The following is a 14774-nucleotide window of genomic DNA, read 5'->3' on the forward strand; positions in this document are numbered from 1 at the left end:
CCCTCCTCCCCCCAAGGATTCCAATGATGTCCCGCAACCAATACGACATGCAGAACCCGCTGACCCAGTTCCCGCAGCCGACCTACCCGGCGCAGGTACAGACCCCGCCCGGCACCGTTCATGCGCTCAACCCGGCGGCCGACCATGGCGAGAAGAGCTATGTGGGCTTGGGCCGCATGAAGGGCCGCAAGGCGCTGGTGACCGGTGCCGATTCCGGCATCGGTCGCGCCGTGGCAATTGCCTTCGCGCGCGAGGGTGCCGACGTAGCGCTCAACTACCTGCCCGAGGAAGAAAAAGATGCCGCCGACGTGGTGGCGCTGATTGAAGCCGAAGGCCGCAAGGCCGTTGCCATCCCCGGGGACCTCCAGGACGAGCAGTTCTGCCGCGACCTCGTGGCGCAGGCGGTCAACGCGTTGGGTGGGCTGGACGTGCTGGCCAACATCGCCGGCAAGCAGGTGGCCGTGGAGAAGATCGACGACCTCACCACCGAGCAATTCGACGCCACCTTCCGCACCAACGTGCACGCGTTGTTCTGGGTGTGCAAGGCTGCCCTCCCGCACCTGCCGGCGGGCGCCACCATCATCAACACCGCGTCCATCCAGGCCTACCAGCCCTCGCCCAACCTGCTGGACTACGCGCCCACCAAGGCCGCCATCGTGAATTTCACCAAGGCGCTGGCCCAGCAGGTGGCCGAGCGCGGCATCCGGGTCAATGCGGTCGCCCCGGGCCCGGTCTGGACCCCGCTGCAGCCTGCTGGCGGCCAGCCGCCCGAGGCCATCCCGGAATTCGGCTCGCAGACCCCGCTCAAGCGCGCCGGCCAGCCGGTGGAAATGGCCCCGGCCTACGTGCTGCTGGCCACCCAGGAATCGAGCTACATCACCGGTGAGGTGATCGGCGCCACCGGCGGCATGCTGCTGCCGTGACCCCAGGCTCCCGCAAGTCCACGCGCGTGCCTGCCACGCGCGACGCGGACGGGTACGCGCCCATCCACGCTTACGCTGCCATTGGCGATGGGCGCTCCAGCGCGCTCATCGCCCCTGACGGCAGCATCGACTGGTGGTGCGCCCCCTGCATGGACGCACCGCCCTTGCTCGACCGCCTGCTCGATGCCCCGGCCGGCGGTCGCTTCGTATTGCAAGCCCGCGACGTCCAGCAGGTGCAGCGGCGCTACCGCGACAACAGCAATGTCTTGGAGACCGACGTCCGCACCGCCACCGGCCTGGCCCGCGTGACCGAGTCGCTCAACAGCGGCCCCGCCGGGCGGCTGCCCTGGTCCGAGCTGGCCCGCCGCCTGGAGGGCCTGGAGGGAGAGGTCACCTTCGACCTGCTCTACCAGCCCGGCACGCGCGCCGGAACCTGCACGCCCTGGATGAGCGACACCCCGAACGGCTGCGTGCATCACGCCGGCCCGGTCATGACGATGCTGCGCTACTCCGAACGCGTGGAGATCGACACCTGTGACGACCGGGAACTCCGCGGCAGCCTGACGCTACGCACCGGCGACCGGGACATCATCGCGCTGCTGGCCTCCCAGGACGAAGTGCTCCCGGTGCCGCCCTTGGCCGATATCGATACCCGTATCGACCGCTCGGATCGGGAATGGCGCCAGTGGGTGGACGACCTTCACTGCGACGCCAGCCGCCACGCCGAGGTCATCCGCTCGGCCCTGGCACTCAAATTCCTGTGGTTTGCGCCGACCGGCGCCATCGCCGCCGCGGTGAGCGCCTCCCTGCCGGAACGCATCAGGGGCGACAAGAACTGGGACTATCGCTACGCCTGGGTGCGGGATGCCGCATACGTCATCAAGGCTTTCCTGCGCGTCGGTGCCCTGCCCGATGCCAAGGCCGGCTTCAGCTGGCTGATGACCACGATCGGCCGCCACCGCCCCGGGCTCGCGCCTTGCTACACGCTGCGCGGCGAACGGGTCGAAAAAGAGCGCTGCATCGACGTGCCGGGCTACCGCAACAGCCAACCGGTCCGCGTGGGCAACGCCGCCGCCGAGCAATTGCAGACCTGCGCCTACGGTGACGTGCTGGAAATGGCCAGCCGGATGATCGAGGCAGGCCACATCCTGGATCCCACCACCGCCCGCCTGCTCTTTGAACTGGCCGACGAATGCGCCGACAACTGGATGCGCAAGGACAGCGGCTTCTGGGAACTGGGCGACGCGCAGCACTACACAATGTCCAAGGTGGAATGCTGGATGGCGCTGCGGCGGGCCTGTGAGCTGGCTGAGGCCGGTCACATCACCACCGCCCGTCTGCCGCGCTGGCAGCGCGAGAAGGACCGCATCCTCGACTGGGTGGACGCGCACTGCTGGGATGAGGCAAAGCAGAGCTACGTGATGCACGCCGGCAGCGATCGTCTGGATGCGAGCCTGATGCTGGCCTCGCGCTTCGGCCTGGGCGACGTGCGTCGGGAGCGCTTCATCTCAACGCGAGAGGCCATGCGGCGCGAACTGTCCGATGACAGCGGCGATCTGCTGTGGCGCTACAGCGGCATGCAGGACTGCGAAGGCACGTTCATCAGCTGCGCGTTCTGGATGGTGGAGGCCTACGGCCTGCTGGGCGAGAAGGAAGAAGCCAATCGCTTGTTCGGTGCGCTGCTGGCCCGCGTCCAGAACGACGTGGGCCTGATGCCGGAGATGTGGGATCCCCAGCAGGAACAGGGGCTCGGCAACACACCACAGGGCCTGAGCCACCTGGCCCTGGTGCACGCCGCTTATGCGATAGACGGCCAGTGAAGCCGGTGCCAGTGGGTTGAATCCGCCGTCTTGGCGCTCCCGGCCAGCCACTGGTGTCAGCTCCAAACGGCACCGCAGCGTTGACGGACCAACGCTGCCGCCCGTCACGACAATCCCGTCACGGGTTTCCGGAGATGCTCTGATCACCCCCCCCTGTTCAGGAGCAACGATGCCCACCTCAGCATCCTTTGTCATCCGCTCCTTTGAAGCGAGCTATGCCTCTTCCGGCTCGGTAGAGCGGATCCTCGCGCTGACCGTCGCCTGCGGCCATTGCAGCACGACCACCACGTCAACCTTCGGCTCCCTGATGGAGCTTCCCGGTGGCGCGCTGTTCCGCTGCGGGCAGTGCGGCTCGCATCACGCCGTCAGCAACGCGCGGCTCTCGGCGATTGGCGAGCCTTCCAGGCGTACCGCGCAGCCACCGTTGGCACCGGACATCCAGCTCAACCCACGCTTGCCCGTGTTTGACCGGGCGCTGGCCATCGCAATCCGGTAGCCGCTCGCGGACGTCCTGGCCTCGGCCTCGACGTCCATTCTCACCGTCCTGTGCTTCCCTTGGACGTCGCATTCTGGTCCCGCTCGGATGACGCCTCAGCGTCGTCCTTCCCGGCGTGAGCATGCGCTGCGGTCGGCCACGCGCCCAATCACACGCTGCTGCTCATCTCCATCGGGGCGTCATTAATCCGTCTCGCCGGAAGCGGCGTATGCAGGGAAACCGCCGATTGACGAGCGCCGTCAGCGCCCCGATCGGGCGCCTCCGGGAACGCGGTGTCCTTCTCTTCAAGGCCCTCCTGCACCGAGGCAAGCAATCGGCTCGCACAGCGAACAGCGCTCCCGAGGGACGTGTCCAGCCCCACGAGGTAAACAAAGCAGCCGTCGAACTTCGCCGACGCCGTCTCCAAGCCTTCTGAATAGGTCATCTCCCGTTTAAGTGCCTTGAACCAGCGCTTGGGCGGCTCGGCGTCCAGTTCGATCACGACGGCGGCCTCGCCGAAGTCCAGCGGCATCGCTTCGATCCTCAAGACCTTGGGGCCTGATGGGGTTTTTACGGTAGCGGCCATTGCCCTTCTCCTCTGGAACAATGACGGGAAAGTACCCAAAGCAGGCGCCAAGACCGCGTCAAAATTCGCTGACTGCAGGGCGGTTTTCAAGCATCGCTGCGCTCCATGGCAAAGCTCACGACCGTCACGCAACTCGGCGCGTCACGCCGGTTTTGTTTGAGGAGTTCCCCGGGCGTGTGGTCGGGCCCTGCTTGCAAGGCCGCGTAGCCGTCCCAGGCCATCATCGGTGCCGCACCGCGTGGGAGTGCGGCGTCAGAAATGGCAGCAGCATGGTCCTGCTCGCGCTGAAGGTCAGCGGCGGTCACTTCCCGCACGACGTTGTCGCGATGGGGGTCCGACGGCGCGAAGCACGCGGCCAACCCCAGCAACAAAGTGCCTGCTCAAAGGGGCGTTGGCACTGCACCGCGCTTGGCTGAGAGTATCCATAGCCCACACTCGGCTGACGGGAGTGTGGGCAGCTTACTTCCAGCACCGGATGCAGGCCACCATGTCGAGCCAGGAGAGACAGCATAATTGCGACCGGATCAGGCGGGGCAAGGCGCTGATAAATGCCCAAGCCTTCGCTGATGCATCCCTGAAGAGATACTTGAAGCATCGGTTCAGTCTGGAAATTCACCAAAGGCCTCACCGAGCAACTGTTCCATGCCCTGCCACCGCCGAAGGATCGAGCGGAGAGTTTCGTTGATGCGACGATCCACGTGAGGCACCGGTGTGAGCGTGTACGAAAGCATTACCTCATGGGTTCGATCTCGCCCGGCACGATCATCTGCCGGCCTGCCTGCTACGCGCTGCTCGCTCCGCACGGCGCATCGGCCCGCGTCAGGGCGTGGACGCCCCTGACATCCGCGCCAGCACATCCGCCCGGCAGACATCCAGGAGTTCGTCCGCCAGCGCCGAATCGTCCGGGCAGGAGCGGGACAACACCATGGCCCCAACGGTCTGCGCCATCAACGCGATCCGCCGCGCGCGCGCCTGTTCGGCGGTGGCGGTGTCGGCCTGCTCTTCCGGGGTGGAAGCGGCCGCCAGCTGCGCCTCGATACCGGCCGCAAAGGCGGCCTTGACCGCCGCCGGCTGACGCGCCGCGTCGGTGCACAGCGCTGCCATGGTGCAGCCCTGGCCTGGCGCGTCCCGGTGCTCGCGGGAGAGGTAATAGCGCACAAAGCCCTCCCGGTCCGTGCCGGCCGCGGCGTCGGCCGATTTCGCCAGGCCGCAGCTCGCCGCCTCGGCCATCAGGTCCGCCTTCGACCCAAAGTGCTTGTAGAAGCCGCCGTGGGTGAAGCCGGCGGCCGCCATCAGATCTGCCACGCCCACGCCGTCGTAGCCCCGCTCCCGGAAGAGCGTGGATGCGGTGTCGACGATGTGCGCCCGGTTGGCCTGCGCCTGTGCCTTGGTGACCTTCATGACCCGGTCTCTCTTCACGCTTTGCCTTGGTGGAGCGTACTTTACCACGATAGATGACATCCATCATCAAACCGTTGACATCTAAGATGACGGTCATCATCCTTGCGGCGTACGGTCAGCCCCCCCCCCCCCCCGCCGGGCAGGCCTCCCCTTCTCGACAATCACGACCCCGCACCCACCATGACCCTCTCCCCGCTCTTCCAGTCCTACTCCCTCGGCCCACTGACCCTGGCCAACCGCATCGTGATGGCACCACTGACGCGCAACCGCGCCGGTGCCGGCCTGGTGCCGAGCCCGCTTGCGGCCACCTACTACGCCCAGCGCGCCTCGGCCGGCCTGATCATCACCGAGGCCACCCAGATCTCGGCCCAGGCCCAGGGCTACCAGGACACGCCGGGGCTCTACACCCGGGACCAGATCGACGGCTGGCGCGCGGTCACCGATGCCGTGCATGCCCGTGGCGGGCGCATCTTCGTGCAGCTGTGGCACGTGGGCCGCATCTCGCATGTGGATCTGCAGCCGGGCAACGCCGCGCCCGTGTCCGCCTCGGCCATCCGAGCGCAAACCAAGACCTTCGTCCACAACGGCTTTGTCGACGTCTCCGAACCACGCGCATTGGAGATCGACGAGCTGCCCGCCCTCGTCAACGACTTCCGCCAGGCCGCCGCCAATGCCATCGCCGCCGGTTTTGACGGCGTGGAGATCCACGGTGCCAACGGCTACCTGCTCGAACAGTTCATCAAGGACGGCGCCAACCAGCGCACCGATGCCTACGGCGGCTCCATCGAGAACCGCGCGCGCCTGCTGCTGGAGGTCACCGCCGCCGTGGCCGCGGAGATCGGCGCGGACCGCACCGGCGTGCGCATTTCCCCGGTCTCGCCGGCCAATGCCATCGCCACGGTCAGCGACCCGCAGCCGCAGTACGACTACATCGTCGACCAGCTCAGCGCGCTGGGCATCGTCTACCTGCACGTGGTCGAGGGCGCGACCGGCGGCCCGCGTGACGTGGCGCCCTTCGACTTCGATGGGCTGCGCGCCCGTTTCAAGGGGACCTATCTGGCCAACAACGGCTACGACGCGGACCTGGCCAACGCACACCTCGCCGACGGCAAGGCGGACCTCGTCACGTTTGGCCGCGCCTTCATCAGCAATCCCGATCTGGTTGAACGCCTGAAGACCGGCGCGCCCTTGAACGCGTTGAACCCCGCCACGTTGTACGGCGGCGGCGCAGCGGGCTACACCGACTATCCCGCGTTGACCGATACCACGGCGCAGTAACCCGCCGACAGCTCCCTGCCGCACATCCCCGTTCGCCCCCCCATTCCAAGAGACACCCCATGAGCCTGCTTCCCACCGTCCTCATCACCGGGGCCTCCAGCGGCATCGGCACCGTCTACGCCGAACGCTTCGCCCGCCGCGGCCACGACCTGGTGCTGGTCGCGCGCGACACGGCGCGCCTGGAAACATTGGCCGCCCGCCTGCGAAAGGATACCGGCGTCGCTGTGGACGTCCTGCCGGCCGACCTCACCCAGCGCGCCGATCTGGCCACCGTGGAAACCCGCCTGCGCGACGATGCCCGCATCGGCATCCTGATCAACAATGCGGGCATGGCCCAGTCCGGCGGCTTCACCGACCAATCGGCCGACAGCATCGAACACCTGGTCACCCTCAACACCACCGCCCTGACGCGCCTGGCCGCAGCCATCGCCCCGCGGCTGGCCAACGCCGGCGAAGGCGCAATCGTCAACATCGGCTCGGTGGTGGGCCTGGCCCCCGAGTTCGGCATGTCCGTCTACGGTGCGAGCAAGGCCTTCGTCCTGTTCCTGTCGCAGGGGCTCAGCCTGGAGCTGTCGCCCAAGGGCGTCTACGTGCAGGCCGTGCTGCCCGCAGCCACCCGCACCGAGATCTGGGAGCGTGCCGGCATCGACATCAACACGTTGCCGGAGGTGATGGATGTCGGCGAGCTGGTGGATGCCGCCCTGGTCGGCTTCGATCGCCGCGAGACCGTGACCATTCCGCCCTTGCACGTGGCCGCACGCTGGGACACGCTGGAGGCATCGCGCCAGGGCCTGCTCTCGGACATCCGCCAGGCGCAGGCAGCGGAGCGCTATCGCCCATGAAAGCCTTCCTCATCGATCGGTATGGCAAGAACGAAACGGGGCACATCGATGACGTGCCAACGCCAGCGCTGCGCGACGGCGATGTGCTCATCCGCGTGCACGCGGCCAGCGTCAACGCGCTGGACCCCAAGATCCGGCGTGGCGAATTCAAGGTGATCCTGCCGTATCGCCTGCCGCTGATCCTGGGCAACGACCTGGCCGGCACGGTGGAGCGTGTGGGCGCCGGCGTTTCCCAGTTCAAACCGGGCGATGAGGTGTACGCACGTCCCGACGATGACCGCATCGGGACGTTCGCCGAGTTCATCGCCGTCAACGCCGCCGCCGTGGCACTCAAGCCCAATAACCTCACCATGGTGGAGGCCGCCTCGCTACCTCTGGTCGCGCTGACCGCGTGGCAGGCCCTGGTCGAAACCGCCCAGCTGAAGCCTGGGCAGAAGGTCTTCATCCAGGCCGGCTCTGGCGGCGTCGGCACCGTGGCGATCCAGCTGGCCAAACACCTTGGCGCGTTCGTTGCCACCACCACCAGTACGCCCAACGTGGCATGGGTGAAGGCGCTGGGTGCGGATGTGGTCATCGACTACAGGCAGCAGGATTTCGCCACGCAACTGCGCGACTACGATGTGGTGCTCAACAGCCTGGGCAAGGAGGAACTGGAGCGCTCGCTGCAGATCCTCAAGCCGGGTGGCCACCTCATCTCCATCTCGGGCCCGCCCACGCCCGCCTTCGCTGCCGCGCGTGGACTGGCCTGGCCGCTGAAGCAGGTCATGCGCCTGCTCAGCCATGGCATCCGCAGCAGGGCCAGGAAGAAGGCGGTCACGTATACCTTCGTCTTCATGCGGGCCGAAGGGGCGCAACTGAGCGCCATCACCTCGCTTGTCGAGTCCGGCGCACTCGCACCGGTCATCGACCGGGTGTTTCCGTTCCAGGACACCCAGGGCGCGCTGGCGTATGTGGAGAGTGGGCGGGCGAAGGGCAAAGTGGTGGTGGAGCTGTAAGCAGGCGCGCGCAAGCCCGCGCTACCTCGTCGCCTTGCGCCGCACGTCCAGAAGCAACGCGTCCTGCGCCTTGCCAGACAGCTTGCCGAACTCATCAATGAGCTCGGCAAGCTGGTCGGTTTCAGCAAACAGATAGGCGATGGAAACGCCCAGGGCACGCGTAATCTTCTGCGCTGTCTCAATGTCGAAATTGTGCACGGCCCGCTCGTACCGGTTGATGCGAACGCCCGCAACCTCTTCTGGCAATCCCACAAGCACCCCCAACGCGCGTTGAGTCAGGCCCTGCTTGAGCCGGCACGCCTTGAGGCGGTTGGCGATCTCAGACCCCGCCGCCAACACCCAATCGCCCTACATGTTAATATTTCTCATTCGCACCTACCCCATCCCACCCCGATGACCCGCCCGTCGCTTCATCTCTCTGCCCTGGGCTTGTCCCTCACCCTGGCCTGCATTACGGCCCACGCCGCTCCTCCCTCCTCCCCCGATGTGCAGCAGCTCGACGCAGTGCAGGTGCTCGGCCGCGCCCAGACCCTCTACCGGGTGGACGACGCCACGGTGGGCACGCGGACGGATACGCCGCTGGCGCTGGTGCCGCAGTCCATCCAGGTGGTACCGCGTGAGCTGATTGAAGACCAGGCGGCCCGCCAGATCACCGACCTGTACCGCAGCATCAGCGGCATCAGTTTCTTCAGCTATGCCGGCGTGACCCTGCGCGGCTTCCGCCAGGAAAACGTGCTGTATGACGGCCTGCGCGGCGACCCCTATGCCGGCTTTTCGGTGCCGCAGCTGTTCAACATCGAGCGCGTGGAAGTCCTGAAGGGACCGGCCGGCGCCCTGTATGGCGGTGGCGATGCCGGGGGCGTCATCAACTACGTGACGCGCAAGCCGAACGCCGCGCCCGAGCGCCGTATCGAGCTGCAGGCCGGCAACAACGATTTCCGGGCTGTATCGATCGAGGCCACTGGGCCGATGAACACCGCCGGCAGCGTGCGCTACCGCGCCGGGCTGTACGGCGACACCGAACAGGGCGTGCGCTGGAACGCGGACAGTGAGAGCGTGATCGGGGATGCATCGCTGGCTTTCGACGTGGGCGACACCGGCGAGTTGACCCTGCAGTTCACCGACATCACCCAGAACCTGGGCGGCAACCGCCTGCGTGGCGTGCCGGTGGACGACAACGGCAGCTTTCTCACCGACCGGCGCTGGAACCACAACGAAGCCACGGACTTCCTCGACATGCGTGCCAAGGTGGCGCTGGCGCAGTACCGCTTCTCGCCCAGCACCCACCTGGACGTGGATGTGGGTGCGCGCTGGTTCGAGAACAACGAGCACCAGATCTACCACGAGCCGATGGGGCTGATCGACCGCAACCGCGACGGCGTGCCCGAGTGGATGACCCGCCAGCTGCGCAACCAGATCCGCGACAACGATGCATTCACCGCCAACGCCAACGCCGTGTGGCGCGTCAGCACCGGCAGCATCGAGCACAAGGTGCTGTTTGGCGCCGATGTGTACCAGCAGGATGCCGACTTCACCGCGCAGACCGCCAACAGCGCCGACCTGGCCCGGGGTGCCGGCCCGGTGCCCGGCATCGACCTGTTCAACCCGGTGTATGGCGCAAGTTCGTGGCCCGACTACAACCTGGCCGCCCTGCCCTGGCGCAGCACGAGCACGCGCAGCAAGCGCTATGGCGGCTACCTGCAGGATGAGCTGACCCTGACCCCGCGCTGGCATGTGCTGGCCGGACTGCGCTGGGACGGGTTCAAGGACGATGACCGCATTGCCGGCACCGCCGTGGATGGCAACGACATCAGCTGGCGGCTGGGCAGCACGTACACCGTGCGGGAAGGCGTCAATCTCTACGCCAACATCGCCAGCGGCTTCATGCCCCAGAGCGCGGCCAACCAGAGCGCCGAGGCGGGCGGCCCGTTCGATGCCGAGCGCAGCAAACAATGGGAAGTCGGGTTGAAATCCCTGCTGGCCGAGCGCGTCACCCTGAACCTGGCGGCGTATCGGATCGACCGCAGCAATATCGTGCAGGCCACCGGTGAGATCGTGGACGGCGTCAACCAACTGGCCGCCCTGGGCCTGGTGCGCAGCACGGGCATGGAGCTGGATCTGCTGGCCGATGTGACCGACCGCTGGGTGCTCAACCTGACCTACGCCTACAACGATGCCCGGGTAATGGATGCCGGCAGCAACGGCATCACCAATGCCTCCGGCGACCGCTTCGCCAACGCGCCGCAGAACAAACTTGGCCTGTGGACGCGCTATGACCTGCCGGCCATCCATTCGGCCATTGGTTTTGGGGCCGATTACGTGGATGAGCGCGTCAGCCTGGATGGCCAACGGGTGAAGCCGTACACCGTGTTCGATATGAGCTGGAAGACCCAGTGGCAGCAGTGGCAGTTCCAGGCCAACGTCAAAAACCTCTTCGACAAGGTCTATGCCGCCAGTGGGTTCACCGAGCGCACCGGCCACTTCCCGGGTGAACCGCGCCGCGTCTACGTGCAAGCGGCGTACGCCTTCTGAGCCCGCCCATGCGCCAGCCTACGCCAGCGCATCCTGATCGCCCGGCGCGTAGCGGGAGTAGCCGCCGGCTCTGGTTCGACCTGCACAGTTGGCTGGGCCTGAAGCTCTGCCTGTTCATGGGCTTTGTCTGCCTCACCGGCACGCTGGCGGTGTTCTCGCAGGAGATCGACTGGCTGCTGCACGCGCCCATGCGCGTGGCAGACGGCGGTGAACACGCCGGCTGGGGGCCCATCATCCACGCCGCACAGGCGGCACATCCGGACTGGGAGCTGGAAGGCATCACGGCCGGCCACACCCGCCTGTTTGCCGGGCGCGCGCAGATGCGCCTGCCCGATGGCAAGCGGCGCTTTGTCTGGGTGAACCCGTATACCGCGCAGGTGACCGGCGACACGGGCTGGTTCAATACGCAACGGCTGCTGCGCAACACCCACCGCCACCTGATGCTGCCGGTGGCCTGGGGCGTGCCGCTGGTGGCCTCTCTGTCCATCCCGTTGCTGCTGTCGCTGTTGAGCAGCCTGTACATCTACAAGAAGTGGTGGCGCGGTTTCTTCAAACGGCCCGACCCCTCACGACCACGCCGCCTGTGGGGCGATGTCCATCGCTTGGCCGGGGTATGGTCACTCTGGTTTCTGCTGCTGATCGGGTTGACCGGGGCGTGGTACCTGATCGAATCGCTCGGCGGCGATGCACCGGCCGCGCCGACCCTGCGACTGGCCAAGGGCGATGACCGCGTTGGCGCCGTAGACCCGGCCGCCGTCGACGCCGCAGTGCAGACCGTCCGCCAGCAATGGCCTCGCCTGGAGATCCTCGGCGCCCTACCCGCGCGCGATGGCGGGAGCATCCTCTTCCTGGGCGAGGCCGACGCCTGGCTGGTGCGGGAGCGGGCGAACAACATCGCCGTGGACCTGCACACCGGGCGCGTGATCGGCATGCATGACGGCCGTGCGCTGGGGGTCCATCAGCGCATCGCCGAAATGGCCGATCCCCTGCACTTCGGCAGCTTCGGTGGCTGGCCGATCCGACTGCTCTGGTTGCTGGCCGGCACGCTGCTGACCGGGCTGTGCTTTACCGGCGTGTATCTCTACGGGCTTCGCACAGTGGATGCGCTGCGATCAAAAGCAAAGAGGCGGCAGGCATGAGTCCTGAAAAATTGCCCGGCCCCTGGCGCGCGGCGTGGCAAGGCATGGGTCGCTGGCGCTGGCTGTGGCTGGCCCTGTTGCTGGTGTGGGCATCGCTGGTGCCGCTTGAGGCCATGAAGTAGAAGCACTCGCCCGTCGAACGATGGCATGCTGCCTGTACGTGCGGGAGAGCAACGATGCGGATGACGGGAAATTTTCTGGCAGCAAGCGCTGTCACGCTCAAGGTCGGCGTGGTGTTCTGGGTGTTGGTGGCCTGGCGGACACCGGGGGGCGAGCCGTGGGACGCGCCTGCGTTCTGGACCGTCGTCTATCCCATCGCACTGGGCATCGCCGCCGTTCTAGGCGCCTGTTTTCCCCGGCGGGCGTGGCTTTGGGGGCTGCTGCTCATCGCGCTGCAGGTGCCGGTGGTGGCCGTGACGTCTGGCGTTGGCCCGTTGTTGCTGGCCGGGCTGGTGTACGCATTGGTGCTGGCGCTGCCTGCGATGGCTATCGCGGCGGCGGCGGGCGCGCTGCGCCGCCGCCTGCATGGGAGGTCGTGAGACGCTCAGCGCTTTGTCGGCTGCCACCCTGCTCGCAGTGCATCCCCAGGACTGCAGAACATGCGCTCGCCGCGGCTCGGGTCGATGCTCGTACGCGCGTAGTCCCGCTGGCCCGGCACGTGGTAGATCTTCTTGCCCTGCTGGGAGATGTTGCCCTTGATGCGGCATCCGCCCGGCGCCGGCTGCGCGGCCACCGGGGTTCGTCGTGACGCTTCGTCACGCTTGCCGCGACGAAAGTCCGCTGGCATCTGAAACCGCCCCTGCCAGAGGTTCCGCTGGTGCTCGCGCGCGTCGGCTTCGTCTGCGATGAATGCCGTGGCGTATTGGCGATAGGCGACCGCCCAACCGGAGCGCACCATCCACCGATTGACCGACGCCCCTTGAACAAAGCACTCCGCCACCACCCTGCCGTAGCGGTCGGTGTCCTTGGGCTTGCAACGCACGGTCTGGTCCAGCAGATACGCGTCCAGCGCGGCGGCAGACCGTCGGCCACAGGGCCAGGAACGCCCGTCTTTTGCGGTGCATTGCTGGGCGCTCTCCGGCGCATCGATGCCCCAGAGGCGGATGCGCTGCTTCGCCAGGGTGAGGGTGTCCCCGTCCGTGACCGTCGCGCGGCCGACCAGCTCTGCGGCCACACCAGGAACCGACGCAACCAACAAAAGCAACACCACCAGACCTTTCAACACCATCAACAACGACGTCCTCCAAGCGCACGCTCGGGTGCGAGCGCCAGTCAAAACAGGGGCGAGCACTTTAGCGGAAGTGGCGAAAGGACGCCGACCACATCGACAGTCATTCCAGCCCGACGTCTGTTCCTGACGTGGTCGCCGTCGGTGTCTTCTACAACAACGTAGTGGCTCCAAGGCCTGCGTGGCGATCACGCAGCCACCCTGGACGCCAATGTCCGACTAAATATGAAACGCCGGACCCGCCGACAATGTCGGCGCGCTCACCCTCACTCGCAACGCAATGAGCAGGCTGGCGAGGAGCATCACCGCCGCCGCAACGGTGAGCACTGCGACGATGCCCCCCAGCCCGAACACCAGCCCGCCCAAGGCGGCGCCCGCGGCGATGGAGGACTGCACCGCAGCCACCACCATCCCGCCGGCACTCTCGGCCTGGTCAGGCACCGCACGCGCGACCCAGCTCGACCAGGCAACCGGCACGCCACCGAAGGCCAGGCCCCAGAGCGCGACCAGGATCGATAGTCCGCCAACGCCCACCGGCAACAGCAGCATGCCCAGCGCGGCTGCGCCCACCAGGGCAGGCATGATCACCAACGTGACTTTCAAACTGCGCTCCATGAGCCAGCCGGCCAGGAGCGTGCCCACAAAGTTCGCCACACCGAACCCGAGCAGAATCAGCGCCAGGCCATCAGCGCTCATCTGCCCCAGGCTCTCCAACGTTGGGCGGATATAGGTGAAAAGCGCGTACTGCCCGGTGTGCGCCAGGACGCAGCCCAGCATGCCGACCGCAACGCCTGGCCGGCGCAGGAGCGTCACCACCGACTCGGGGACTGCCGCCTTGCGCGGGGCCATCCGGGGCAGCGTGAACCACTGGAACACAAACGTGAGTCCGCCTACCGCCGTCGCCGCCCAGAAGGCGCTGCGCCAGCCCAGCAGCCCGCCGAGGTAGCTCCCCAAGGGAACGGACACCACCGTGCCGACCGCAATCCCGCTGAAGATGACGGAGAGCGCGCGAGGCACGCGCTGTGGCGGCACCAACCGCATGGCCACCGCCGCTGCCATGCTCCAGAAACCGCCCAGCGCGACGCCCAGAAGGACGCGCATCACCAGCAGGACGCCCATGCTGGACGACAGCGCCACCAGGGCGTTGGAGAGAATCATCAGGCCGGTGAAACCCAGCAGCACCCGGCGCCTGTCCATCGAGCGGGTCAGCCGCGGCACCAGCAGGCCGGCGAACAGAGCCACAACCGCAGTCACCGTCACGGCTTGCCCGGCCAGCGCCTCCGATACCCCCAGGTCCGCCGCCATCGGCGTCAACAGGCTTGCGGGCAGATATTCGGCCGTGAGCAGCCCAAACACCCCCATGGCCAGCGAAAACACCGCCACCCATGCCGGGGAAGAAGGCTCCCCGCTATCCCAGTCCACGGCATCAGGTGCGCCTGCGGCATCAACTACGTCATTGCTCATCAAAGATCCCAGTGCAATCGTGCAGCCGAGAGTCTAGGGAGCCACTTCAGGATGATCTATGATTGCCTGACCTGTATTTTTGATCGAAACC

16 protein-coding genes are annotated in these 14774 nt (G+C 66.9%); 10 read left to right on the forward strand and 6 right to left on the reverse strand.

The genetic code is table 11. The annotated features are described in order from the left end of the window. Positions 1–26 precede the first annotated feature (26 nt). From M2421_RS02795 to M2421_RS02805, 3 genes are all read left to right on the forward strand, one after another. Complete coding sequence (locus M2421_RS02795; protein ID WP_259203080.1) at positions 27–923, forward strand: SDR family oxidoreductase; 897 nt, start codon at positions 27–29, stop codon at positions 921–923. Beyond that, entirely contained in the window at positions 920–2743 is a 1824-nt protein-coding gene (locus tag M2421_RS02800; RefSeq protein WP_259203082.1) for a glycoside hydrolase family 15 protein, read from the forward strand. Before M2421_RS02795 ends, M2421_RS02800 begins: the two co-directional genes overlap by 4 nt. 169 nt (positions 2744–2912) lie before the next feature. Further along, positions 2913–3239, forward strand: a complete 327-nt coding sequence (locus M2421_RS02805) for a hypothetical protein (RefSeq protein ID WP_259203083.1) — start codon at positions 2913–2915, stop codon at positions 3237–3239. A gap of 148 nt (positions 3240–3387) precedes the next feature. Here the strand turns inward: M2421_RS02805 and M2421_RS02810 are convergent, their stop codons facing one another. The 3 genes from M2421_RS02810 to M2421_RS02820 all read right to left on the reverse strand — a co-directional run bounded on the left by M2421_RS02810 (position 3388) and on the right by M2421_RS02820 (position 5205). Continuing rightward, entirely contained in the window at positions 3388–3804 is a 417-nt protein-coding gene (locus M2421_RS02810) for a hypothetical protein (RefSeq protein ID WP_259203086.1), read from the reverse strand. Between the two features lie 86 nt (positions 3805–3890). Further along, a complete protein-coding gene (locus tag M2421_RS02815; RefSeq protein ID WP_259203088.1) occupies positions 3891–4175 on the reverse strand; it encodes a hypothetical protein in 285 nt (94 codons plus the stop codon). A 448-nt stretch (positions 4176–4623) separates the two neighbouring features. After that, positions 4624–5205, reverse strand: a complete 582-nt coding sequence (locus tag M2421_RS02820) for a TetR/AcrR family transcriptional regulator (RefSeq protein ID WP_259203090.1) — start codon at positions 5203–5205, stop codon at positions 4624–4626. 180 nt (positions 5206–5385) lie between these two features. Here M2421_RS02820 and M2421_RS02825 point away from each other — a divergent pair, with 180 nt between their 5' ends. The 3 genes from M2421_RS02825 to M2421_RS02835 are packed head-to-tail and all read left to right on the forward strand — an operon-like array spanning position 5386 to position 8320. Beyond that, on the forward strand, positions 5386–6483 hold the full coding sequence (locus M2421_RS02825; protein WP_259203093.1) for an alkene reductase: 1098 nt from the start codon (positions 5386–5388) through the stop codon (positions 6481–6483). A gap of 59 nt (positions 6484–6542) precedes the next feature. After that, entirely contained in the window at positions 6543–7325 is a 783-nt protein-coding gene (locus M2421_RS02830) for an SDR family oxidoreductase (protein ID WP_259203094.1), read from the forward strand. Beyond that, entirely contained in the window at positions 7322–8320 is a 999-nt protein-coding gene (locus M2421_RS02835; RefSeq protein ID WP_259203095.1) for an NADP-dependent oxidoreductase, read from the forward strand. The genes M2421_RS02830 and M2421_RS02835 overlap by 4 nt, the downstream gene beginning before the upstream one ends. A 21-nt stretch (positions 8321–8341) precedes the next feature. Here the strand turns inward: M2421_RS02835 and M2421_RS02840 are convergent, their stop codons facing one another. Further along, positions 8342–8659 carry a helix-turn-helix transcriptional regulator gene (locus M2421_RS02840; RefSeq protein ID WP_259203097.1) on the reverse strand — a complete coding sequence of 106 codons (318 nt, stop codon included), beginning with the start codon at positions 8657–8659 and terminating at the stop codon, positions 8342–8344. A gap of 54 nt (positions 8660–8713) precedes the next feature. Here M2421_RS02840 and M2421_RS02845 point away from each other — a divergent pair, with 54 nt between their 5' ends. The 4 genes from M2421_RS02845 to M2421_RS02860 are packed head-to-tail and all read left to right on the forward strand — an operon-like array spanning position 8714 to position 12530. Continuing rightward, positions 8714–10852: a TonB-dependent receptor gene (locus M2421_RS02845; RefSeq protein WP_259203098.1), complete on the forward strand. Its 2139-nt coding sequence runs from the start codon at positions 8714–8716 to the stop codon at positions 10850–10852. Between the two features lie 8 nt (positions 10853–10860). Then, positions 10861–11991, forward strand: a complete 1131-nt coding sequence (locus tag M2421_RS02850; protein WP_259203099.1) for a PepSY-associated TM helix domain-containing protein — start codon at positions 10861–10863, stop codon at positions 11989–11991. Next, entirely contained in the window at positions 11988–12113 is a 126-nt protein-coding gene (locus M2421_RS02855; RefSeq protein ID WP_259203102.1) for a hypothetical protein, read from the forward strand. The genes M2421_RS02850 and M2421_RS02855 overlap by 4 nt, the downstream gene beginning before the upstream one ends. A 54-nt stretch (positions 12114–12167) precedes the next feature. Continuing rightward, positions 12168–12530, forward strand: a complete 363-nt coding sequence (locus tag M2421_RS02860) for a hypothetical protein (protein ID WP_259203105.1) — start codon at positions 12168–12170, stop codon at positions 12528–12530. 5 nt (positions 12531–12535) lie between these two features. Here the strand turns inward: M2421_RS02860 and M2421_RS02865 are convergent, their stop codons facing one another. Continuing rightward, positions 12536–13219 (reverse strand): thermonuclease family protein, encoded by a 684-nt coding sequence (locus M2421_RS02865; RefSeq protein ID WP_259203541.1) that lies wholly within the window; start codon positions 13217–13219, stop codon positions 12536–12538. Between the two features lie 219 nt (positions 13220–13438). Continuing rightward, positions 13439–14683, reverse strand: coding sequence for an MFS transporter (locus tag M2421_RS02870; protein ID WP_259203107.1), 1245 nt, complete (start codon positions 14681–14683; stop codon positions 13439–13441). Positions 14684–14774: the final 91 nt, after the last annotated feature.

It is taken from the genome of Stenotrophomonas sp. BIGb0135 (genome assembly GCF_024810105.1).
Lineage (GTDB): Bacteria > Pseudomonadota > Gammaproteobacteria > Xanthomonadales > Xanthomonadaceae > Stenotrophomonas > Stenotrophomonas maltophilia_AB.

Bases quoted from the DNA above. Each gene is read 5' to 3' on its own strand.
- M2421_RS02870 (WP_259203107.1), bottom strand. From the start codon at position 14,683: ATGAGCAATGACGTAGTTGATGCCGCAGGCGCACCTGATGCCGTGGAC.
- M2421_RS02835 (WP_259203095.1), top strand. From the start codon at position 7,322: ATGAAAGCCTTCCTCATCGATCGGTATGGCAAGAACGAAACGGGGCAC.
- M2421_RS02860 (WP_259203105.1), top strand. From the start codon at position 12,168: ATGCGGATGACGGGAAATTTTCTGGCAGCAAGCGCTGTCACGCTCAAG.
- M2421_RS02855 (WP_259203102.1), top strand. From the start codon at position 11,988: ATGAGTCCTGAAAAATTGCCCGGCCCCTGGCGCGCGGCGTGGCAAGGC.
- M2421_RS02810 (WP_259203086.1), bottom strand. From the start codon at position 3,804: ATGGCCGCTACCGTAAAAACCCCATCAGGCCCCAAGGTCTTGAGGATC.
- M2421_RS02825 (WP_259203093.1), top strand. From the start codon at position 5,386: ATGACCCTCTCCCCGCTCTTCCAGTCCTACTCCCTCGGCCCACTGACC.
- M2421_RS02830 (WP_259203094.1), top strand. From the start codon at position 6,543: ATGAGCCTGCTTCCCACCGTCCTCATCACCGGGGCCTCCAGCGGCATC.
- M2421_RS02850 (WP_259203099.1), top strand. From the start codon at position 10,861: ATGCGCCAGCCTACGCCAGCGCATCCTGATCGCCCGGCGCGTAGCGGG.
- M2421_RS02795 (WP_259203080.1), top strand. From the start codon at position 27: ATGTCCCGCAACCAATACGACATGCAGAACCCGCTGACCCAGTTCCCG.
- M2421_RS02820 (WP_259203090.1), bottom strand. From the start codon at position 5,205: ATGAAGGTCACCAAGGCACAGGCGCAGGCCAACCGGGCGCACATCGTC.
- M2421_RS02845 (WP_259203098.1), top strand. From the start codon at position 8,714: ATGACCCGCCCGTCGCTTCATCTCTCTGCCCTGGGCTTGTCCCTCACC.
- M2421_RS02865 (WP_259203541.1), bottom strand. From the start codon at position 13,219: ATGGTGTTGAAAGGTCTGGTGGTGTTGCTTTTGTTGGTTGCGTCGGTT.
- M2421_RS02805 (WP_259203083.1), top strand. From the start codon at position 2,913: ATGCCCACCTCAGCATCCTTTGTCATCCGCTCCTTTGAAGCGAGCTAT.